Source organism: Nostoc sp. (assembly GCF_036917755.1).
Lineage (GTDB): Bacteria > Cyanobacteriota > Cyanobacteriia > Cyanobacteriales > Nostocaceae > Nostoc.
Window position 1 is genome coordinate 1 of sequence record NZ_JBALFC010000042.1, and the last position, 22,587, is coordinate 22,587.

Annotated in this window: 15 protein-coding genes; 4 read left to right on the top strand and 11 right to left on the bottom strand. The window is 43.1% G+C overall.

The annotated features are described in order from the left end of the window. Window positions 1–312 precede the first annotated feature (312 nt). Window positions 313–603, bottom strand: coding sequence for a hypothetical protein (locus V7L05_RS10650; protein ID WP_334945045.1), 291 nt, complete (start codon window positions 601–603; stop codon window positions 313–315). Window positions 604–772: 169 nt separating this feature from the next. Further along, window positions 773–3,226 (bottom strand): ATP-dependent Clp protease ATP-binding subunit, encoded by a 2,454-nt coding sequence (locus tag V7L05_RS10655; protein ID WP_335164149.1) that lies wholly within the window; start codon window positions 3,224–3,226, stop codon window positions 773–775. A gap of 313 nt (window positions 3,227–3,539) precedes the next feature. Here V7L05_RS10655 and V7L05_RS10660 point away from each other — a divergent pair, with 313 nt between their 5' ends. Beyond that, complete coding sequence (locus tag V7L05_RS10660; protein ID WP_334902109.1) at window positions 3,540–3,836, top strand: DUF3288 family protein; 297 nt, start codon at window positions 3,540–3,542, stop codon at window positions 3,834–3,836. A 359-nt stretch (window positions 3,837–4,195) separates the two neighbouring features. On the opposite strand, the gene V7L05_RS10665 is transcribed toward V7L05_RS10660, so the two are convergent. The 6 genes from V7L05_RS10665 to V7L05_RS10690 form a co-directional block, all read right to left on the bottom strand. Beyond that, window positions 4,196–5,569 carry an HlyD family secretion protein gene (locus V7L05_RS10665; RefSeq protein WP_335164129.1) on the bottom strand — a complete coding sequence of 458 codons (1,374 nt, stop codon included), beginning with the start codon at window positions 5,567–5,569 and terminating at the stop codon, window positions 4,196–4,198. 41 nt (window positions 5,570–5,610) lie between these two features. Beyond that, entirely contained in the window at window positions 5,611–7,830 is a 2,220-nt protein-coding gene (locus tag V7L05_RS10670; protein ID WP_335164130.1) for a peptidase domain-containing ABC transporter, read from the bottom strand. Window positions 7,831–8,185: 355 nt separating this feature from the next. Beyond that, on the bottom strand, window positions 8,186–8,545 hold the full coding sequence (locus tag V7L05_RS10675; RefSeq protein WP_335164131.1) for a beta/gamma crystallin-related protein: 360 nt from the start codon (window positions 8,543–8,545) through the stop codon (window positions 8,186–8,188). A gap of 334 nt (window positions 8,546–8,879) precedes the next feature. Beyond that, window positions 8,880–9,221, bottom strand: a complete 342-nt coding sequence (locus tag V7L05_RS10680; protein WP_335164132.1) for a hypothetical protein — start codon at window positions 9,219–9,221, stop codon at window positions 8,880–8,882. Between the two features lie 836 nt (window positions 9,222–10,057). Further along, window positions 10,058–10,423, bottom strand: a complete 366-nt coding sequence (locus V7L05_RS10685) for a hypothetical protein (RefSeq protein WP_335164133.1) — start codon at window positions 10,421–10,423, stop codon at window positions 10,058–10,060. Between the two features lie 537 nt (window positions 10,424–10,960). Next, window positions 10,961–13,888, bottom strand: a complete 2,928-nt coding sequence (locus V7L05_RS10690; protein ID WP_335164134.1) for an S-layer family protein — start codon at window positions 13,886–13,888, stop codon at window positions 10,961–10,963. Window positions 13,889–14,332: 444 nt separating this feature from the next. Here V7L05_RS10690 and V7L05_RS10695 point away from each other — a divergent pair, with 444 nt between their 5' ends. Both V7L05_RS10695 and V7L05_RS10700 read left to right on the top strand, forming a co-directional pair. Beyond that, window positions 14,333–15,001: a response regulator transcription factor gene (locus tag V7L05_RS10695; protein ID WP_334944960.1), complete on the top strand. Its 669-nt coding sequence runs from the start codon at window positions 14,333–14,335 to the stop codon at window positions 14,999–15,001. After that, window positions 15,001–16,995: a CHASE2 domain-containing protein gene (locus tag V7L05_RS10700; protein ID WP_335164135.1), complete on the top strand. Its 1,995-nt coding sequence runs from the start codon at window positions 15,001–15,003 to the stop codon at window positions 16,993–16,995. The genes V7L05_RS10695 and V7L05_RS10700 overlap by 1 nt, the downstream gene beginning before the upstream one ends. Before the next feature lie 60 nt (window positions 16,996–17,055). Here V7L05_RS10700 and V7L05_RS10705 read toward each other — a convergent pair whose 3' ends face one another. Beyond that, window positions 17,056–17,793 carry a CpcT/CpeT family chromophore lyase gene (locus V7L05_RS10705; RefSeq protein WP_335164136.1) on the bottom strand — a complete coding sequence of 246 codons (738 nt, stop codon included), beginning with the start codon at window positions 17,791–17,793 and terminating at the stop codon, window positions 17,056–17,058. 306 nt (window positions 17,794–18,099) lie between these two features. Between V7L05_RS10705 and V7L05_RS10710 the strand changes: the two genes are divergently transcribed. Beyond that, window positions 18,100–20,808, top strand: a complete 2,709-nt coding sequence (locus tag V7L05_RS10710; RefSeq protein ID WP_335164137.1) for a CHAT domain-containing protein — start codon at window positions 18,100–18,102, stop codon at window positions 20,806–20,808. Window positions 20,809–20,824: 16 nt separating this feature from the next. Here V7L05_RS10710 and V7L05_RS10715 read toward each other — a convergent pair whose 3' ends face one another. Beyond that, window positions 20,825–21,574, bottom strand: coding sequence for an isoprenyl transferase (locus V7L05_RS10715; RefSeq protein WP_335164138.1), 750 nt, complete (start codon window positions 21,572–21,574; stop codon window positions 20,825–20,827). Further along, window positions 21,571–22,494 carry a diadenylate cyclase CdaA gene (gene cdaA / locus V7L05_RS10720; RefSeq protein ID WP_335164139.1) on the bottom strand — a complete coding sequence of 308 codons (924 nt, stop codon included), beginning with the start codon at window positions 22,492–22,494 and terminating at the stop codon, window positions 21,571–21,573. The genes V7L05_RS10715 and cdaA overlap by 4 nt, the downstream gene beginning before the upstream one ends. Window positions 22,495–22,587: the final 93 nt, after the last annotated feature.

A 22,587-nucleotide genomic window follows, 5' to 3' on the forward strand; every position in this document is an offset into this window, starting at 1 on the left:
AAGTAACTTGGTCCCTTTTCTTCCATGACTTCACACTACCAGATTCTGGTTGCAGTTTTTTACGATCACCCTGCTACCCCCTGAACGCTTACGATTTATTTCCATTAAACCCAGCGTTTTTAAAACTTTTTGGTACTTCTTAGAGTCAGTTTGTTGTAGTTTAGCTAGTGCTGTACTAGCCTCGGTTGAAAATATTATCTTAAAATTCACTATTACTCAGTGTTGCAGATTAACTCTTGTGACTAGGATTATATTTTGAGATTAGTGTCCAGGGCTAGTGTCCTGCTGACTTCTTTGTGTCATAGAGACACCCTATTCATCAATTTCTAGATCCGCATACTGGGTAAAGGAGCCTAAGTCGTGAAGTTCACCAGAACTTGCCTGTTTTATACCAACTTCTAATGAGGTACGAGCTACAGAATTTTGCCATATCCAAAGTTCTCTTTCTGGAATGTTTACAACTGGGTCTAGCAGAATTTGTCCTGCCTCATTGATGAGAACTCGATAGCTCTTTCCTTTGGCAACAGTACCCAAGGTTAATCGTCCTTTGTCATCAGTTCTGACAGTATCTTTAACTATGTGGAAGTTCTGATTTTCTATCATATTGCTGCTATATCTTAAACTCATTATAAACAGTTGTGGGTAGGTGGGTATTGCCCACTAAAAAGAAAATTGCATAAAAAAACCCTAGCATTTCTACCAGGGGTAAGATATAATACCATTCCACTTGATGTTTATCAGATATGCCTCTACTTAGATAAGAGGCGAGCCATTAGCTAACATTTGCCAACAGTAATTCTCGTTTTTCTGATTTTTTGACTCTGATCTGAGAGTCATCATCAACATCGATAATCGCTGTGTCTCCATCTGTAATTTCACCAGACAGCATTGCTTCGGCGAGAGAATCTTCTAGGAGGCGCATAATTGCCCGGCGTAATGGCCTAGCTCCATAGCTAGGGTTGTAGCCTTCTTGGATTACACGCTCTTTGAAGCGATCGCTAACTTCTAGGATAATTCCTCTTTCCGTCAAGCGGCTAGCAACATCACGGAGCATAATCTCAGCGATTTGCTTAACTTCATCCTTGGAAAGCTGGGTGAAGACGATAATCTCATCGAGACGGTTGAGGAACTCAGGACGGAAGTAAGCTTTCAATTCCTCATTTACCAAGGTGCGGATGCGGTTATAACTAGCGTCGGCTTGAGTGTCGAAGTCAAAGCCTAAACCACTACCACCTTTTTCAATCACCTTGGAACCGATGTTGGAAGTCAAAATGATCAGCGTGTTCTTGAAGTCCACTTTCCGACCTTTAGCATCGGTAAGATGACCGTCATCCAAGAGTTGCAGCAGCATATTGAATACATCGGGGTGTGCTTTTTCGATTTCGTCGAATAGCAGCACTGAGTATGGTTTCCGCCGCACAGCTTCTGTAAGTTGTCCGCCTTCGTCGTATCCCACATAACCAGGAGGTGAACCAATCAGCTTGGCGACGGTGTGGCTTTCCATGTATTCGGACATATCTAGGCGAATCATCGAGTCTTCCGAACCGAAGAAGTAGCCAGCTAGTGCCTTCGCCAATTCTGTTTTACCGACTCCAGTGGGGCCAGAGAAGATAAAGCTAGCAATGGGGCGATTGGGATTTTTTAGTCCGACGCGGGCGCGACGGATACCGCGAGATACAGCCGAGACTGCTTGCTCTTGACCAATCAGCCGTTGATGCAAAGTGTCTTCTAGGTGCAGGAGCAACTCTGACTCAGATTCAGTTAGCTTGTTGACTGGTACGCCAGTCCAAGAGGCAACGATTTGGGCGATGTCTTCTTCGTCAACTACATTAGAGTTGACAGGTTGACCATTTTGTGTAAATGTTGCTTGCAGTTTTTCTGCGAGTTCTAACTCTTGGTCGCGCAGGCTTCCAGCTTTGTCAAAATCTTGGACTCTGACTGCTGCTTCTTTAGATTTGGTAATGCCAGCGAGTTCCCGCTTAAGTTCTTTATTCGGAGAACTTTGAGAGTTCCGCAGATGAACGCGAGAACCTGCTTCATCAATCAAGTCTATTGCCTTATCGGGCAAGAAGCGATCGCTAATATAGCGGTCTGATAATTCTGCTGCTGCGACAAGTGCCCCATCCGAAATTGTGACTTTGTGGTGTTGTTCATAAGCACCGCGCAAACCGTAGAGAATTTGTACGGTTTCCTCTACTGAGGGTTCCCCAACCTTAATCGGTTGGAAACGACGCTCTAGGGCGGCATCGCGCTCGATATGCTTACGATACTCATCAAGGGTAGTTGCGCCGATGCACTGGAGTTCACCTCGTGCTAAGGCAGGTTTGAGGATGTTGGCTGCATCCAAGCCACCTTCTGTACCACCAGCACCAACCAAGGTGTGAATTTCGTCAATCACCAGGATGATATTGCCGACAGTGCGGACTTCTTCCACGACTTTTTTGATGCGTTCTTCAAAATCGCCACGGAAGCGAGTTCCAGCTACCAATGACCCCATATCGAGGCTGATAACTTGTTTGCCCTGTAAGCTTTCGGGAACATCCTGATTGATAATACGTTGAGCTAGACCTTCAGCGATCGCAGTTTTACCAACTCCTGGTTCTCCAATCAACACTGGGTTATTCTTAGTCCGGCGACCGAGAATTTGGATCGCCCGCTCAATTTCCTTCTGGCGACCAACTACGGGGTCGAGTCTGCCTTCTTGTGCTAATTTGGTCAAATTCCTGCCATACTCTTCCATCGTTAGCGGTTGGGTGCGCTTTTGACTACCACTACCAGCGAAAGCCGGTGCATTTTCACCCAAACGGCGAACGATGGCACTGCGGACACTCTTAAAGTCAACCCCTAGATTTTGCAGTACTTTGGCGGCGACACCTTCACCAGCCTCGGTCAATCCTAAGAGTAAGTGTTCAGTGTTAATGTAATTCTGTCCCAGACTATGAGCTTCTTTAAAGGATTGCTCAAAGAGACTTTTCACCTTGGGTGTAAAAGGAATTTCCGGTGGTACAAAGCCAGAACCCCTACCAATAATTTTTTCTACCTCGCGGCGGGCATCTTTGAGGGTAACGCCTAATTCGGCCAGCACTTTAGCAGCAACCCCAGTTCCTTCTCCCATCAAACCCAGGAGAATTTGTTCAGTTCCTACAAAGTTGTGTCCCAGGCGACGTGCTTCCTCCTGAGCTAGCATAATTACTCTAATGGCTTCGGAAGTGAAGTGTTCAAACATAGCGGGTTCTTGCTCCCTAGCTGCTTGGACTTTGGGTGAGATAAAATTCACCCTCATCTAAAGTTTTTTGTATTTTCTTAAGGACTAATGTAACTTTATTTAAAGTTAGGTGGCAGTGGTGAGAGCCGTAAGACCTCAGGTGTAGTTGCCGTCTACTATGAGTGAGGAGTTAGGAGTGATCAGTTAGGAGTAGGTAAGGAGTTATCAATTTTACAATTAATTTTTCAGTGCAGAAGATGATTTTCTTTTGCCTTTTCTGCTCCTCTGCTCTCGGCTAAACTTAAAACTCAGGACTCTTAACACCGGACTGACAATGACTGATGCACCCGCAGGGAAAGACCAACAACATCCTCTTTATAATCGCGATCGCCCTGTTATTGATATTTTACTCCTTCAAGAGGCGACAGACTATAATTTAGCAGAATTGGCTAGACTACGAATGCGTTATCAAGGGTTTCCAGGGGCGAGAGACATCCAAAAAGACCTAGATAAAGTCTTGCAGCAGTGGGGTTTGACTGAAGCCGAGCTTTTTGAGAAAACTCGCCAAATTCACGATTTGGGGGGAATTTACAAAAGTCGCGGCAAGAAAGAGGAACAGGATTGGAATTAGGGCATTGGGCATTGGGCATTGGGCATTGGGCATTGGGCATTGGGCATTGGGCATTGGGCATTGGGCTGAATTCTTAATGAGCGTGCTTGTTCTGTACCCTTTTTAATTACAAATTACGAATTACGAATTACGAATTATTTGATGAGAAGGCAGAAGTACGAAGGCAGAGGGCAGAACGGAAACCCCATAAATTCAGGGGTTTCAGCAAGGACACCTTTTTTCTCGCACTGCGTGTCTCGAAAAAAATCTTTTTACCTTTGTTCATAAATAAATTTAGGGGCTTGAAAAGAAAGTGGCAGAGGGCAAAAATATATTTTATTCCTTCTGCCTTCTGCCTCCTGCCCTCTGCCTTTCTTCGGTCAAACATCTACCATTAGCCTTGCTTTTCTCAAAAAGAATTGGAGTACAGTCTCTTGTTTAGAAATAATATCGGCTCTGCCTTCCATTCCCATTTGAATGGAACATTGTTTGTTTCCTCGACCTAAAGACAGGGTTTGAGGTTCAATTGTTACCTCATAGAAGGCAGCACCTTTGGGAGTAGTTGCAGTAGCACCTGTAGCAGCATCATTATTCGCTGGTGGGAAAAATGCATCTGGAGAAATTGATTTAACTTTACCTTGGAGAGTACCGTAATCTGGATAAGGACAAGCAGAAACTCGCATTTGCACGTTTTGTCCTGGCTTCAACTTGCTTTTATCCTCAGTTCCTACCACTGCCTTAATCACTAAGGGGGCAGAAGTAGGAACAATTTGGGCGATTTCATCTCCAGGGCGCAATGTTTGGCCGGGATTACGTAGGTTTAGCTTGGAAATAACGCCGTCTGCTGTTGCAGAAATGATCGTCTCCTTAAGCTCGATATTCGCTTGTTTAAGTTCGCGGTCATCATGCTCGAACTGTTTTTGCGTTTCAATCCGTTGTTGAATAAGCGCGTTGCGTTCTTTGTCTAATGTGGCGATGCTAGCTTGTCCGGTAGCTTTTTCTTGAGCAATGCGTTCTTGGGCGATCGCAATTTCTGCTGAAGTTGGATTCAGGGCAGCTTGTAAGCTTTGCAATTTGGCTTTGGCACCCTCAAGTACTTGTTCTTGCTGGCGAACAGCTAGTTGTGCTTCCTCGAATTGATCTTGTGACAAAGCTCCAATTTTGGCTACACTCTCATATCGGTTTCGCTTTGTCTGCGCTGCACTTAAGCCAGCAGTTGCGGCTCTGACGTTTGCAGAGGCTTCTTGGACATCACTAACAGTAGTAATTCGCTTGTCTTGATAGTCCCGCTTGCGACTGCTCAATTCAGCTTCAGCCCCCGCAACTGCACGCTTACTGCTGTCAGTTTGGGCTGCAATTTGGTTATTAAGAGCATGAATCTGAGCGTTGATTTGCACCAGTTGTAATTTTGTTTGCCCAATGCTACTTTCTAGTTGGCTCTTTTTAGTTTGCAGGCGGGAGTCGTCAATAGCAGCGATCGCATCTCCTGTTTTGACAATCTGATTCTCTTTCACAAAAATCCGCATAACTGGGCCTTCCGTAGCAGCCTGAACCAGCCGCAACTCACCAGCCGGACGCAGGCTTGCTTGTGCTTGAACGGTGGTTTTGTATTGAGTTACAGAGGCGGCGGCAACTGCTATTGTCACAGTAACCAATGCGATCGCACCACCAATAGTAGTCCAACTACCAAGTGGTGGCAGAAAATCGTTTTCTTCAGCTTGGGGAAGTACGACAGAATTAGATTGACTAACCATAACAAGTACCTAAACAGAATTAATTACGAATTACGAATTAGTTAATTGATGGTGACATATTTGCCATTAGCAGCAGAGCCGGAAGATTTCGCTATTAAACTCGGAGTTGATGGTCGAACATTCTCTAGGAAGTCCAAGTGATTGCCAGCAATTTGGCGCAATTCTTCTGGAGAACCTTGGATTTGCAAACGTCCTTTCTCTAGTAATACAATCCAATCGGCTCGCTCAATGACTCTGGGACGGTGACTAATTAAAATTGTGGTTTTGCCTTGGCGATGGGTAAGCAGTCGATCTAGTACTTCAACTTCACTGGCCGGATCGAGAGCGCCAGTAGATTCATCTAAAATCAGTATCGGCGGGTTAGTAATTATTGCTCTGGCGATCGCTAATCTCTGCCGTTGTCCACCTGAAAGATTAGCTCCAAATTCTCCTAACACAGTATGATATTTGTCAGGTAATTCGCTAATAAATTCATCTGCTCCTGCAATCTGACAAGCTGTGACAATTTCTTCAAAAGTCACATCAGGATAGCTGAAGTGGAAGTTATCAAAAATTGAGCGACTCCAGAAGTGCGGCTCTTGCGGGACTAAAACTACCTGCTGTCGCAGACATTCTAAAGATAAGTCTTGTCTGTTATAGATGCCATAACGGATATTGCCTGACTGGAGGGAATATAAACCAGCAATCAGTTTAGCTAGGCTACTTTTACCACAACCAGATTTACCAATTAAAGCAATCACTTTACCACCAGGCATAGTCAACGAAAAATCTTGCAATAGGTCAACTCTTCCAGCATGGTGAAAGTTAACTTTAGTGCAGATAATATTGGCATCAGTAGAAATTTTTGCCCAAGGCTTTTTCTCTTCATTCGAGTCTTCTGCGGTCGCGTCAATCACTTCTGACATCCGTTGGATGACAATTTGGGCAGTAATAAACTTATCAGCTAACCCGATCACTGAACTCAGAAAACCGAGAAAGTTGCCACTCATGCCGTTAAAGGCTAGTAGTTGACCAATAGATAATGTGTGATTAATTACTAAATAGCTGCCTAACCAGAGTAAACCTATATTAGTTATAGTTGAAAGAATATTAGTGAATGTGCTGCTGTATAGCTCCAACTTCATCGTACTCCAACCCAAGTTAGCGATGCGACCATAATTGGTTTGATATTCTTGCCAAGCTTGTGGAGTTGCTTGGGTTGTTTTGAGTACTTGAACGCCACGAAAGGTTTCCACCAAAAAGCCTTGGTTTTCAGTACCTAGAATGATCAGCTTACGGGTTTTCTGGCGCAAAGCGGGTAGGAAAAGCAGGTTAACTAAGGTGACGACGATAAAGGCTAATACCGAAGCCAGAGTCAGTTGCCAACTCAAAAACAGCATAAAGCCCAAGGAAACTACAGCAATAAAAAATTGGCTAGGTAAACCAAGAACAATCTGCGAAACTAAGTCATTGATGGCATGAATATCGGAAATTCGGCTGACGACTTCCCCGCTACGATGTCCTTCAAAGTAAGATAAGGGCAAGTGTAAAAGTTTTCGACCATAGTCCATTAGCAGTCCTAATTGCAACCGTTGACCGAAGTGACCAATCAGGTGAGACTGTACCAAACCAATTGCACTTTTAAACAAGTTCATGGCAATTACCCCAATTGCCACGGTGGTTAATAGTTGAGTATCTCCCCGCACTAACACATCATCGGTGAGCAGTTGCATCATCAAAGGAAAGGCGAGAGACAAAAGTCCGATTACAATATTAATTGCGATCGCCTGACCCAGAAGAAAGCGATATGGCCAAACACGCACCAGATAGCGTCCAAAGCCAGTCATTTTGTCATCCGGCTGCTCAGAAAAACGGGTGTCGTCTGGCACCAATAGCAGCATGATTCCATTGCTCCAACCCTCAACTAATTCCTTACGGCTGAGGTAGCGGATACCAAAACCCGGATCGGAAATTACATATTTTTTTCCCTTTTGTCCGTATAAAACTACCCAGTGATAGCCTTTCCAATGGATAATGGCAGGCATTGGAGTTTTATTTAAACTGTCGATTAGTTGAGGAGAAGCTTTGACTTGTCGGACATTAAATCCCAAAGCTTCTGCACCCCGATTCAAACCAAGCAGAGTAGTACCTCGCGATCCGGTGCCTACCGCTTCTCGTACCCGGCTCAGAGTCAAAGTGCGTCCGTAATGTTTGGCAACAGTTGCAAGGCAAGCAGCGCCACAATCTTCTTCACTGTGTTGCAATATGCTTTGGTATTTCATTGTTTTAATGATTAAAATTAGTGAACAGGGAACTGTTGTTACTCAAACCTACTCATTCGTGAAGAAATTAAAACTATTCTTGTTTAAATCCTACCTATTAACTTATCAGGATTAACTGATAAGTTAATAGTGCCAAGACGTCCTCAAAAATTTATCCTTTGAGGCAGTTTTGCTATCTAGAGAAAATGCCTAAAAAAGTTGTAGAAAATCTAATTCTACGATAGAGGGGAGAAAGATGAGATTGTGTCGTTGTTAAAGTAGGTTGGGTTATGCAGAACGTAATCCAACCTACGAAAACTACTCAAAAAATGATATTAAGTTGTTGGTAATTCCAAAACTTAATGTAACTTCGTCATTATTGAATGTTTATTTTTGCTGACGAGATGACATCATTATATACACCTCCATAAAATTGTGAGAGGTCAGAATATTCTCCAGGTCCCAAAATTATACCTGAACCACTAAAGTTAGAATCTGACCAAAATGTCCATTGACCAGAAAAGACTTTAATCGATGATATTTTATCGTTAAAAACATCGGGGTTGAACAAAGAGATGTCAGAATTAAAAACATCTGAACCAGTTCCTGAGAAATTTGGATCCGTAAATACTTGCGCTGAAGCACCACCACTAACAGTAGCAGAGGCTTCATGGTCAAGGTCTTGCACCAATTCGATGCTATAGAGGTCTTGGGTTTGGTTGTTGATCTGAGACATTGTTTTTCTCCTTAGTTAATTGAGGGAGTTTAGTAAGTTGAGTCTGTGCGGCGATCGCGTTTTAGGTGTTCGCTTTCACTTCACCCTTTTAGAATAGATAAATTTCATTATACGCGCATCGTCAAGTTAGGAAATTGACTTTCCAATTTTGGAAAGTTATTTACGTTTATTTGTCCTACAATTGTTTAAATGAAAAAGTAGGAGCGAAAACGACGTCGCCCCCACAAACTGCCAGAAAAGGATGTTACTCAGCTAAAAGCTTATGTGAGAGCATTCTTTTGTGTTTTAGGTTTCTCAGGATTCTAGTCTGCGGCATGAAATAGAACCGACCTGATTATGCAGGTAATGCAGGTAGTACAGACTCAATGTTATTGTTAGCGTAACCGCCTAAGTTACCTTGTGTGCCTGGTGCTAAATAGTATTTTTTACCTGTGTAATTCTGACCAGTGTAGGCATACCAACCAGTGTTACCCGTTACCTTGTACCAAGATACTTTATTGTTATAGCCTCCTAAACTGGTATATGCTTTTCCGACAGGTGTCTCACTTCCTGAACCATTATATCCGGTGGAAATGTATAATGTACCACCAGTAACAGTAGCAGCGGCTTCATGGTCAAGGTCTTGCACCAATTCGACGCTGTAGAGGTCTTGGGTTTGGTTGTTGATGTTAGACATTGTTTTTGTCCTTAGTTAATTGAGGGAGTTTAGTAAGTTTAGTATGTGTAGCGATCGCGTTTTAGGTGTTCGCCTTCACTGCACTCTTTTAGAATAGATAAATTTAATTAGACGCGCATCGTCAAGTTAGGAAATTGACTTTCCAATTTTGGAAAGTTAATTTCCAAAGATAACTAAAACTTCCAGGACTTACGCACTCAGATCCCCCAACCCCCTTAAAAAGCTTTAGAAATTCCCCCCTTTTTAAGGCTACGGTGTACACACAAGTCATTGAATTACCCAAAACAAAAACCTCAAAGAGTCCTAACAGACATCCCTCTCCTTAATAAGGAGAGGGACAGCTTTTGCATAGCAAAATCAGGGTGAGGTTTTGATTTGTGGGTTATAGAGTTTCAGGCTTCAGTGCGTAAGTCCTAACTTCTTAGCAATCTGAGCAGGTAGATAATTGTGACCAAAAACCGTGAGGAGGGACAGTAGGTGCAAAGGCAGTGAGAATCACCTCACCATTAGATCCGTACATCCATCCCTGAGCTTCAATCAAGAATCAAGCTATATATATTGCCATTTACGTTTATTTGTGCTATTTTAAATAAAATCAAAAAGTAAGAGCGAAAACGACCTCGCCCCTACAAACTGCCAGAAAAGGATGTTACTCAGCTAAAAGGGAAGGTGAGAGCATTCTTTTCTGTTTTAAGTTTTTCATGATTCTAGTCTGCGGTATGAAATAGAACCGAGATGATTATGCAGGTTAGACAGACTGCCAGGTGTTGTTAGCATAATCGGATAAGTTACCTGAGGTGTTTGGTGGTAGATAGTAGTATTCACCTGTGTAATTCTCACCAGTGATGACCTCCGTTAATCGGAGCAGATTGGGATGCAGGTTGGGCAGACTGCCAGGTGTCGTTAGCATAAGCGGATAAGTTACCTGAGGTGTTTGGTGGTAGATAGTAGGATTGACCTGTGTAATTCTCACCAGTGTAGGCATACCAACCTTCGTTAGTCGTTTGGTACCAAGATACTTTATTGTTATAGCCTCCTAAACTGGTATATCCTTGTCCGAGAACTAGCTGACTTCCTTGAGCATTAGCATCAGTGGAAATGTATAATGTACCACCAGTAACAGTAGCAGCGGCTTCATGGTCAAGGTCTTGCACCAATTCGACGCTGTAGAGGTCTTGGGTTTGGTTGTTGATGTTAGACATTGTTTTTGTCCTTAGTTAATTGAGGGAGTTTAGTAAGTTTAGTATGTGTAGCGATCGCGTTTTAGGTGTTCGCCTTCACCGCACTCTTTTAGAATAGATAAATTTAATTAGACGCGCATCGTCAAGTTAGGAAATTGACTTTCCAAAATTGGAAAGTCAATTTCCGAAGATAACTAAAACTTCCACGACTTACGCACTCAGAATCCTCCAACCCCTTAAAAAGCTTTAGAAATTCACCCTTTTTTAGGCTACGGTGTACACACAAGTCATCGAATTACCCAAAACAAAGAAAAACCTCACCCTGTCCTATCGGACATCCCTCTCCTTAATAAGGAGAGGGACAGCTTTTGCATAGCAAAATCAGGGTGAGGTATCTCAGGGGCTGCGCGATAAATCTTAAATGGCGTCACCAAAGACTTGTGTGTACACCGCACCCTTAATAAGGAGAGGGAAAGATTTAGCCTTGGATAAAGCAAGGGTGAGGTTTTAATTTGTGGGTTGTAGAGTTTCAGGCTTCAGTGCGTAAGTCCTAACTTCTTAGGAACCCGAACAGGTAGGGAGTTTTAACCAAGAACCGTGAGGAGGGACAGTAGGTGCAGAGGCAGTGAGAATCACCTCACCATTAGCTCCGTACATCCATCCCTGAGCTTCAATCAGTGGTGCAGATTTAGGAGCATTGTGAGGTTTGTTGCTAGTAATCGAGTCTTTTGGGTCGAGAGCGTTTTCTTGTGGCGTTGAGATACTTGCACTCTGGACAGTTGGGATTTGATAAGTTTGATAGGGTGCAATTGAGGGGTCATCTGGCATCACTGGCAAACCTCCGTTCCCCGTGATGATGAATTTCCCTTGTGGTCGTTTACTCGGTGCAATGCAACTATTGGCAATCAATTGGGAAGTATCGATAATGTTTGTGGGCAGAGCATTTAAGCCTTGACTAGGGTTAACATCAAGCGTGTTGAGTTGCACTACGCCATTAAACTCAGAACCACGAGCAGAACTAGCTGTAATGTCGCTTAATGGCGTGGGTTGTAGACGAAACTCGGTACCAAAGATGCCAGAAGCATTGACAATTACTTGACCACCAAAGCTATCTTCAGCATTGGCACCGATGTCGCTATTTTCTTTTGGAACAGCGACTAGATTATCGGTATCAATCGTAATATTGCCACCAGTCGCAGTACCAATAGCGTTGGTAGTGATACTACTACCTCGGCGTAGGAGCAATAAATCGCGCGATCGCAAATTAATATTTCCCTGTCCTCCATTTGTGTCAGCACTGATTGTTGCATTGTTGTCAAGATTGATAGAGTTAGCTTCAACTATTAATGAGCCTGCAATTCCTTTCCCATCGTTTCTGGCATTCAATACAGCGCCATTTTTCAGATCAAGTGACCCAGTTTTGATGTTGATGTCGGCACCGTTGCCCACCCCGTTTGGGAACACATTGCTGAATGCTCCACTCGGATATCCATTGCTACCTATCCCATCAAAGGTAACGGTATCCCCGGCAGTAATATTCACACTGCCTGCATCCCCCTTTCCACCAAAGTTGGTAGCAATCAGCTCACCACCATTTGTAACAGAGAGTGACCCAGTTTTGATGTTGATATTGCCTCCCTGACCTTCGGCTCCTCTCTGCACTCCGCTGAGTAGCTCAGCGCCATTTTTCAGATCAAGTGACCCAGTGTTAATATTGATCTCGGCACCGTTGCCCACCCCATTTGGGAACACATTGCTGAATGCTCCACTCGGATATCCATTGCTACCTATCCCATCAAAGGTAACGGTATCCCCGGCAGTAATATTCACACTGCCTGCATCCCCCTTTCCACCAAAGTTGGTAGCAATCAGCTCACCACCATTTGTAACAGAGAGTGACCCAGTTTTGATGTTGATATCGCCTCCCTGACCTTCGGCTCCTCTCTGCACTGTGCTGGCTACCGTGGTGTTTCTGCCATTGGCACTTACCCCATCCAAGGAGACTGTATGTTGAGCAAATATATTCACACTGCCTGCATTTCCTTTCCCTTCGGTTCTGGTAATCAATGCAGCGCCATTTTTCAGATCAAGTGACCCAGATGTGATGTTTATACTGCCCGCATCTCCTTTTCCTTCGGTTGTGGCATTCAATACAGCGCCATTTTTCAGATCAAGTGACCCAGTTTTGATGTTGATGTCGGCACCGTTGCCCACCCCGTTTGGGAAGACATTGCTGAATGCTCCACTCGGATATCCATTGCTACCTATCCCATCAAAGGTAACGGTATCCCCGGCAGTAATATTCACACTACCTGCATCCCCCTTTCCACCATAGTTGGTAGCAACCAACTCACCACCATTGGTAACAGAGAGTGACCCAGTTGTAATGTTGATGTTGCCACCTTTGCCCACGCCTGTTGGTCGTACAGCACTGGATGCCTGACTGGCATCAAAGGAAACGGTATCACGGGCAACTATGTTTATACTGCCAGCCTTCCCCTGTCCAGAGGTTTCGGTATTCAGTAGACCGCCATTTCTTGCATAAAGCGATCCGGTCGTTATATTGATGTCGCCACTGTTACCTACAGCTTTTGATTGCACCCTATTAGAGATACTACTTCCATTCAGGTTTATTGCATCTGTTGCATTAATTTCAATATCTCCCGCCCGTGAGTCAACAGAACCCAACTTTGATGCTATCCCTGACTGTAGCTGTGTACTTTCTCCAGTCATATGCAAGGAACGGGCATTGATCGCAATACTACCCCCACCACCAGCGAGTACATTGACATCAGTACCATTGCCCAGAGATACATCAGCTCGTTCAACGCCATTAGGAAAACTTAAACCAAGGTATGAGCCATTAATACTCAAACCAACTGTACCAGTCTCTGCTATACTTCCCAACTCCACATTTCCACCCGAAGCTAGGAGTTGACCACCATTAAGCTCCACATTACCGCCTACAAGTGCTAAGGTCTGACCCGGATTAACTTTTAAATTAGAATCTTCTACCTGAATCTTTCTCGGATTCGTCCCAAATTGTAAGCCAATGGGTACATTGATAGTCAGCAAAGGTGGAGTTTGAGAATTTACAGCACTGAATTTAATCCCATCACTAAAATTAAGACTATTAGCAGTACTTGCAATAAACGAACCGCCAATATTCAGGGAGGCATTGGAGTTAAAGACAATTCCATTCGGATTGATTAAAAATAAATTTACAGTCCCATTTGCCCGAATCATCCCATAAATATTTGAGGCTAAGTTACCTGTAACGCGAGTGAAGATGTTCTGAATCTGCGTCGCATTATTGAAAAACGCTTCCCCGCCTGTAGGTACGGAAAACTCGCTAAAACTGTGGAACAGGTTGCTTCCCCGAACTGTTCCACCTTCAATCGTGCAAGTTGTGCATCCCGGCGCGACCCTGGAATTTACCTCAAGTGTATTATCAGGAATAATTTGGGCGTAGACGGGGCTAGTCATTACAAAAGCACAGCATCCCGTTATAGTTATCGCCCCAGAACTAAATAGCAGCGATTTCCAGCTTTGATAACACCTTAATTTAGCTTTCACAAGACTTATAGACTCCTCATAACCAGTGGTCATACTACGTCATCAACTTTAACAAGTTGTCATATTCCTTAACTAAGGTACTAATTTTCCAATTTTGGAAAACTAAATTCCTCAAACTGCAACACGGAGTCAGTTGATTATTTGTATCCTAGTCTTGAAGGATAAATTTTACTTACAGCAGAAATCATGTATTTGAACCACATCTGTCGTAGGGGCACAGCAATGCTGTGCCCCTACCGCGTGGTCTATTTACCTGAAAATAGCTGTAAATGGCAAGTTAATTTCTCGCCACAAAAAGTTAGACTTCCTCTAGTTTTGGTAGGTTGAATAAATATATTAAAAAGTAAACCAGTTATGAACCGAGAGCCAAAGCAAACTTTGCAAAAGTTTTTAGTTGTTGACGACCACGAAGCCATTCTTCAAGGTACAATTCCAGCGCTCAAGGAGAAATATCCAGAAGCGGAAATCTTCGCAGCTCAGGATGCCCAAACTGCGTATCAGCAATTTGAACGCCACCACCCAGACTTATTAATTGTGGACTTATGTCTGCCAGAAAAGCCTCAAGCTCTAGCTCAGGTTGAGGTTGGTATGCAACTGAGCAAAACTTTGATGGAAAGCACTCTTGCCCCTAACTTAGTGGTGGTGAGTACCAATGTCAAACCGTTGGTACGTCTCAAACCGATAATTAATGCTTATGAAGGTGGTTTTGCCGCTATGGATAAGTCTTTGCCAATCCGCGAAATGTTGAAGTTAGTTGACTTGGCATTGCGCGGCTCTATTTATTTATCTTCAGAACTGCGATCGCGCCCAGAATTTGACCGAAAATGGCTCGAGGTACTGACGCTGAAATATCAAGAAGGCTTAACAGATAAAGCGATCGCTCAAAAAATGAAGTTGAGCGATCGCACTGTCAGAAATTATTGGATTAGACTGCAAGATTCTTTGGGTGTCTATGACGAACCTGGTAAAGAATTGAGAATTCAAATTGAGATCGCAGCTAGAAAAATCGGATTAATCAATTGATGAAGTTTACGCTTATTATAAAAGGCAATTCCTGGAAAAAAGTTTATAAACAACTGAAACTCTGGGGAGAAGTTATTCTCCCAGGACTCTCAATAATCGGATTGATCGTGCTGGTTCGCTCAACAGGATTATTGCAATCGCAAGAGTGGCTTGCATTCGACCAATTGCTACGGATACGGCCTAATGAAGCCATCGATCCACGGGTGGTAATTGTCGGCATTGATGAAGAGGATATTAACTATGTAGGAAGCTATCCCATACCAGATAAAGACATTGCTAAAATGTTGAGCATTCTAGATATTTACAAACCTAGAGTCATCGGTCTGGATCTTTTTAAGGACAAAGATAGTAATTCAGATCGTACAGACTTCGCACTTGCCTTAAGAGAAAATCCAAATATCATTGGAGTTGAAGTTGCATTAAATCAGAAACGAACTTTTAATGTTAAGCCACCGCCTGAGTTACCTCCCGAACGAGTCGGCTTTGCAGATGTAATAGTTGACCCTGATGGCAAGCTCCGCCGCAGCTTGATGGCAAGCAAGACTTACACAGGAAAACTTAAATACTCCTTACCTCTGCGTTTAGCACAATTCTATTTAGGCGAACAAGGAATTGTATTTCATCATGGCAGTCGTTCTTACGATCCGATCGGGTTTGGTTCGAGTCGGCTAGTCCGCTTTCTTCCCAATTCTGGCGGATATGTGGGAACTGATGCTAATGGCTTTCAGATACTATTAAATTTTCGCTCTGATCCCGAACCTTTTCGCATCTTATCTTTGAGAGATGTTCTCACTAAAAAAATTGATCCCAATTGGATTAGCGATCGCATCGTGATTGTCGGTATGACTGCCTCCAGTATTAAAGATCGATTTATCACTTCAGCAGTAAAACGTACATTTTATACTAAAGATTTAGGATTTGAAAATTCTGCTAATCAGTATCAATGGATTTATGGTGTAGAGATTCACGCCCATGCCACCAGCCAAATTATTAGTAATGTTTTAGACAAACGACCACTGTTAAAAGTGTGGTCAAAATTTTGGGAATATTTGTGGATTTTTGCTTGGGGTTTACTTGGTATAATTCTCGGTTCAATCCTGAAATCTCCTGTAAAAACACTGTCGAGCCTGGGGTTAGCTAGCATCGCACTTGTGGGAGTTTGTTATATTCTCCTAATTGTAGGTTGGTGGATTCCTTTAGTACCAACCTTGTTAGCTCTAGCATGTGCCGGACTGACAACATCTTTTTTCGACCGAGATTTAAGAACATTACTCGAACAACGTAGTCTAACTCTCAAGCGCTCTTTTGAGACAATCCATAATGGACCTCTGCAAACTCTGGCTGTAATTTTAAGGAGTCTTGGCGAAGAAGACATAGAAACTGAGAAATTGCGATCGCAACTTGAACAACTGAATCGGGAATTACGAAGTATCCCTGATTCTCTTAGTCAAGAAATGCTGAGTCGCAATCACAGTCTCTACTTAGAAGGAAATGTCGTTCTCGATCTACAAATTCCAATTCCTGAGTTACTTTATCATATTTACGACAGTACCTTACAAAGAAAATTTCCAGGATTTGAGACAATTCAAAGTTTTATTCCTCCCAATTTTGAGCCACTAGAAGATTGTTACTTAAATGCAGATCAAAAGCGGGGCTTATACTTATTTTTGCAAGAAGCTTTGTGTAATGTCGGCAAACATTCCCAAGGAGCTACCCGTCTTGATGTTATTTGTTTGCGATCGGCGAGCGAGTATTGCTTGCAAATAATTGATAATGGATCTGGAATTATATCCAAATCTAACTATCAAAGTGGCGGGCGAGGAACAGACCAAGCTCAAGATTTAGCCCGAAAATTGAGAGGTAAGTTTCGACGATTTCCTCACTCTCCCCAAGGCACTGTCTGCGAGTTGAGTTGGCCTATAGCAAGAACTTGGCGACAACGATTTTTGTATCCGGGTAATTGGAAATTTTTCTCTGCTCACACTGATGTATAGCAGGGAATAGGGAATAGGCTTGAAAGTCTCTTGGTGCTGTGAGCATCCTAAATGTATAAGTTATATCACAGAGGTTTTATTCTTTTTTGATTTCTGTTTTAGGTTATCTGAAATTGCGTTTTTTGTACTCCAAATTCCCAAAACCAGCAACCCTAATGTAACAGAGGGTTCTGGAACAGACTCAACTTGACGGAATTCGATGGGTGTGGCAATAAGCAAATTATCTTTAGCATCAAAAATCTTGTCTAGGGAGTCGATGCTATTCTGCTCAATAGTTACGTCGGAAACCACTTTGAAGCCATCACTTGTTATACAGCCATTGGGAGCGTTATTTCCAATGTAGCTGTTCGGCTCCCAAAATAATTGCAGATTACAGGTGTTATTCTCAACATTGTTAATACTAACAGTTCGCGTAGACTGAGAATGATTGCATAACCCACGTACAGTATTTTCATTCAAAAAGCTGCTAATACTTAGATTCACAGCCAAATTCCGTTCACTAAAAGAATAAAGGCGTAGGCGTTCAAAACCTGGGCTTTCTTGTTCTAGATAAACGTTCTGTGTGTCAGCCAGAGGATTAGTATCATCCAGTTGCACACTACAATTTGACATAGTAATCAATGGCACAGAAGGGCTATTAGCAATCTGTTGGGCATTATCAAAAAAACCAGTGAACCACTGTGCTACTTCGTTCACCTGTGTCTTAATTGGTGGCACAATAGTATCAGCACGGCTTTGTTGAACAAATGAAAATGTTGTGATTAATATTGTCAAAATTGATACTTTGAGTAAATGCATATAGGTTCTGACTTTAACAACAGCAGATTACAGAGATAAATAATATCATGTCGGCTGAACTGACCATAATAAAAAAACCTCACCCTGTCCTATCAGACATCCCTCTCCTTACTAAGGAGAGGGACAGGTTTTGCGTAGCAAAACCAGGGTGAGGTATCTCAGAGGCTATGAGACTTAACTGTAAATTGCGTTGGGAAAAACTTGTGTATACACTGTATTTAGTTATGCGATGTCCACTGATTTAGCAACTAGAGACGTACCGATCGCTGATTAATTAAAATATTACTTTGTGCCATTATGCAAGGCTTGCCATACCGTATTCGTCGCGTTTGGGCAGTTATCTTCCTCACAACGCTAACCTTATGCTTGTGGTTAGCACATCCTTCTCTAACAATTGGGCATCAGGGAATTGCAGAGATCGCAACAGCTAAATCGTCCGCTTTAACACAGCTGGTGCAGCAAGGACTTAAGCTATATCAAGCTGGCGATATTCAAGGAGCAATTAAGTCTTGGCAAAAAGCTCTCTCCTCCGATCAAGAGAGCAACAGTAATTATGCTGATAGAATAAGTGTCCTCACATACCTTGCCAGAGCATACCAACAAGTAGGTCAAATACCCGAAGCGATCGCGCAATTAAAGCAAGTTATTGCCTACTATCGTCAAACAAATGAGCCGATAAAAGTAGGACGGATGCTGACAGAACAGGCTCAACTCTACAGTAGCCTGGGACAGCACCGACGGGCAGTTGCTATTTTGTGCGGTCAAAATCAAATCAATTTGCCATGTACTCAGGATAGTTCCCTAGAAATTGCCCGCCACCACTCAGATGATCTGGGCGAAGTCGCCGCTTGGGGCAGTCTGGGAAATGCTCATCGTCTCCAAGGCGAGTACGAGAAAGCTATTCAAGATTTTGAACGCAGTTATGAAATCGCCCAGCGCATCAATAATCAAACTTATCTAATGTCTAGCTTAAATGGTTTAGCCAATACCTACGCTAGTCTGGCTAAGGGGAATGAGCGTCGTGCTGAATTCGCTAGCGAGGTAGGCGATAATAAAACAGCCCAAAAATTCCAGCAAGACACGGTTAGTGATGATCGCCAAGCTGCACAATATTTTGAACAAAGTCTGAATCTAGCCCGTAGCCAAAGCGATAGAGTAAACGAACTGCGATCGCTACTAGGTCTAGTTAGGCTTTATTACCGCCAACATCGTCAGGATAAAACCATAGTTAACAATACATTACAGCAAGCGATCGTTGTATTGGAACAATTACCTAACTCCCGCGAGCAAGCTTATGGGGCGATTCAACTCGCTAATCTTTTACAACTCGTTAACCAAAACAGCAAGTCGGTAACAAATGACCCAGCAACTCAATGCTTAGAGTCAGAATCGTTACTCCCGTCTATTGAACTACTCAACAAAGCTGTAGAAATCACTCAAAAAATACAAGATCGGGAGGGAGAATCCTTTGCCAAAGGTCGATTAGGACATATTTACGAATGTCGCCATGATTATCAACAAGCGATGAATTTAACTCAACAAGCGCTGATTGGCACGATCGCAAACGAGAGCCTTTACTTGTGGGCTTGGCAGGCGGGACGCCTATCTAAAGCCACAGGTCGGGTGAAAGAAGCGATTAATTTTTATGAAGAATCTATTGACAGCCTCAAAATTATCCGTAGCGACCTGACCTTAGAACAGCGAGATTTTCAATTTGACTTTCGAGACAATGTTGAACCAGTTTACCGCGAGTTGCTGGAGTTACGCCTAGAGCAAAGTCAGCATCTTGTTCAAGAGTCTGATATTCAACAGAATTTGGAATTTGTCCTTTTCGGAATAGATGAATTAAGGCTAGCAGAACTACAAAATTATTTAGGTAATAATTGTGATTTAGCACTGATTCAGGAACCAGTGCCATTAATCGGGAAAAACACTGCTGTCTTGAGTTCGATTATCTTGAAAGATCGCCTGGCGATCATTCTTACCTTGGCTGACGGTGATCAAAAATTTAAATCACGATTGTTTTGGGTACCGGCTAAGAGTCAGGAAGTCAAAGATGTAATCAATGACCTCCGAGTTAAACTAGAAAAGCGCTCCGATTTGGCAAACAGTTATAAAGCCAAAGCTCAACAAGTGTATGACTGGTTCATTCGTCCTTTTATCAAAGATTTAGAAACAAAGAAAATCGAAACTTTAGTATTTATCCAAGATGGAATTCTTCGGAGTGTCCCGATGGGGGCGCTGTTTGACGGCAAGCAATTCTTGATTGAAAAGTATGCGATCGCCACTGCCCCAGCACTGACTCTAACCAATCCAATCCGTTATAACCCTCAAGAATTAAGAATATTGGCTTTCGGCTTGACACAGGCAGCTACCGTTGAAACGGATGCGGGTGCAAAATCTTTTGAGCCGCTTAGTCAAGTGAAATTAGAGATTAAAACCATTACAACGAGTTTACCAAAAAGTAAGGGCTTACTGGATCAAGACTTTACACCTGATCGCTTGCAACAAGAGTTACAAAAAAATACTTACCCAGTAATTCATCTTGCAACACACGGCAAGTTTGGGATTGATGATAGAGAAACATTCTTGGTAACTGGTAAAAAAGTGGAAGCAAATTATCAAAAATCTCGCCGAACTGAGATTTATAATCAGAAATTGACAATAACCGAACTTTATCAACTAATTAGTAATAGTCGCGATCGCAATCATCCCATAGAGTTATTGACCTTGACAGCTTGTGAAACAGCAGTAGGTAGCGATCGTGAAACTTTAGGTCTAGCTGGAATCGCCATCCAAGCCGGATCTGAAAGTGCTATAGCCTCTCTATGGAAAATTGATGATACCGCAACCGCGCAACTGATAGCCAAATTTTATCAAAGTTGGCACAGTGGACTAAGCAAGGCCAAAGCTTTACAAGCGACTCAAATAGCTTGGCTACAAGCGCATCAGCAGCAACTTGAAAGTCACCCTGGATACTGGGCACCATTCATTCTCATTGGTAACTGGCTGTGACATACTCCACACACTTTTAGACTTTCCCAAACCGCCGCTCCCGTTGCTGGTAGGCACACAAGGCGCGGTGAAACTCAGCCCGATCAAAATCAGGCCAGAGAGTATCGGTAATGTAAATTTCCCCATAAGCCATTTGCCAGAGAAGGAAATTTGAGAGGCGCATTTCTCCACTTGTGCGAATTAACAAATCTGGGTCAGTAATTCCGGCTGTATACAAGTGGCTCTCAAACACCTGCTCGTCAATTTCATCGGGTTGTAGCAAACCTTGCTGAACAAGCTTTGCGATCGCCTGACAAGCTTGTAAAATCTCCTGCCGTCCGCCATAATTAGTTGCCACCGAAAACCGGATACCGCGATTATCCTTGGTTTCTGCCATTGAACGGGATATTTCTTGTTGGAGCGATCGTGGCAAGTCTTGCAAATTTCCCACAAACTTAATTTGCACATTCTCTTCGACCATTTCCCGCAGTTCTTGGCGCAAAACTCTTTGAAACAGAGTCATCAAAAAATCCACTTCTTCCTGTGGTCTTTTCCAGTTCTCTGTCGAGAAAGCATAAGCTGTCAGTGCTTGAATTCCCCAATCTTGACAACAGCGAAGTAAATCCTTGAGAGCATCTACTCCTCGCTTATGACCCATAATTCGGGGTAGACCCTGACGTTTAGCCCATCGACCATTGCCATCCATAATCACCGCAACGTGCTGGGGCAATAGTTCTCGTTTTAAATCAGTAGGCAAATCTTGCAGTTTAGTTTGTTGTCCTGTCATTTTTTATCTCGAGAAGCGGTCGATGGTAATCCGAGTAAACGTGAAACCAGTGCTAGTGTCTTCCCACCGATCTGATGAACAAAACTCAACAGACCAGGAGCAACAGCTTCCCTATCCACGGTTGGGGACAAAAGAGCCTCTAATGACTCTTTCAGCTTCTTAATCGTCAGTGGTCTATTTAGAGTTCCGCGTTCCGCTAAGGAAATGGAACCCGTTTCTTCAGATACAACTACACAAATGCAATTTTCGACCCGCTCAGTAATTCCCATTGCCGCCCGGTGGCGTGTTCCCAACTGGCGCGAGGCTGTGCGTCCCGAAAGTGGTAAAATTATACCCGATGACACGATACGTGAGCCACGAATCAATGTCGCTCCATCGTGTAACAAAGTTTTCGGCTGAAAAATTGTTTGGATCAGTTCCTTAGAAACCTCCGCATTCAGCTTTACTCCTGGCACAGAAAAATCTCGCTCATCAATTGGCCCTGTGGTTTCTAAAATTAGTAAAGCTCCAATACGGTTTTTTGACAATTCTTTAACAGCCTCGACAATTTCATCAATTACACTATCAGATTTGGGGATCGCCAGACGGTCGGGTTGAAACATCTGGCGGAATTCGCCACGCCCCAATTGCTCCAAAAACCGCCGAAACTCTAACTGTAGAGCAACTGCCATCGCTACAGCACAACCAATCACCAACTTTTCCAGTACAAAACTTAGCAGAAGTAGTCCTAATCTGCCACTTAGTGCTGAGGCTAGCATTAAGATAATGAATCCTCGCACCATCCAGAGTGTCCGGCGCTCACTAATAATAACTAGTATCATGTACGTCAGCGCCAGCACTAAGACAATATCCAGAGTCCCAAGTAGCAAGGACTGTGACCATCCTAGGTTTGTCAGCCATTGCTTCCACCAATCTCTCATGACATCTGGATTACACTTTTGCCTCTAATTACATTTAGTCATTAGTCATTTGTCATTAGTTATTTGTAATTAGTTCCTGGCAAATGAACGCCA

Coding starts and splice junctions, on each gene's coding strand:
- V7L05_RS10650 (WP_334945045.1), bottom strand. CDS start 603: ATGATAGAAAATCAGAACTTCCACATAGTTAAAGATACTGTCAGAACT.
- V7L05_RS10655 (WP_335164149.1), bottom strand. CDS start 3,226: ATGTTTGAACACTTCACTTCCGAAGCCATTAGAGTAATTATGCTAGCT.
- V7L05_RS10660 (WP_334902109.1), top strand. CDS start 3,540: ATGACTGATGCACCCGCAGGGAAAGACCAACAACATCCTCTTTATAAT.
- V7L05_RS10665 (WP_335164129.1), bottom strand. CDS start 5,569: ATGGTTAGTCAATCTAATTCTGTCGTACTTCCCCAAGCTGAAGAAAAC.
- V7L05_RS10670 (WP_335164130.1), bottom strand. CDS start 7,830: ATGAAATACCAAAGCATATTGCAACACAGTGAAGAAGATTGTGGCGCT.
- V7L05_RS10675 (WP_335164131.1), bottom strand. CDS start 8,545: ATGTCTCAGATCAACAACCAAACCCAAGACCTCTATAGCATCGAATTG.
- V7L05_RS10680 (WP_335164132.1), bottom strand. CDS start 9,221: ATGTCTAACATCAACAACCAAACCCAAGACCTCTACAGCGTCGAATTG.
- V7L05_RS10685 (WP_335164133.1), bottom strand. CDS start 10,423: ATGTCTAACATCAACAACCAAACCCAAGACCTCTACAGCGTCGAATTG.
- V7L05_RS10690 (WP_335164134.1), bottom strand. CDS start 13,888: ATGACTAGCCCCGTCTACGCCCAAATTATTCCTGATAATACACTTGAG.
- V7L05_RS10695 (WP_334944960.1), top strand. CDS start 14,333: ATGAACCGAGAGCCAAAGCAAACTTTGCAAAAGTTTTTAGTTGTTGAC.
- V7L05_RS10700 (WP_335164135.1), top strand. CDS start 15,001: ATGAAGTTTACGCTTATTATAAAAGGCAATTCCTGGAAAAAAGTTTAT.
- V7L05_RS10705 (WP_335164136.1), bottom strand. CDS start 17,793: ATGCATTTACTCAAAGTATCAATTTTGACAATATTAATCACAACATTT.
- V7L05_RS10715 (WP_335164138.1), bottom strand. CDS start 21,574: ATGACAGGACAACAAACTAAACTGCAAGATTTGCCTACTGATTTAAAA.
- cdaA (WP_335164139.1), bottom strand. CDS start 22,494: ATGAGAGATTGGTGGAAGCAATGGCTGACAAACCTAGGATGGTCACAG.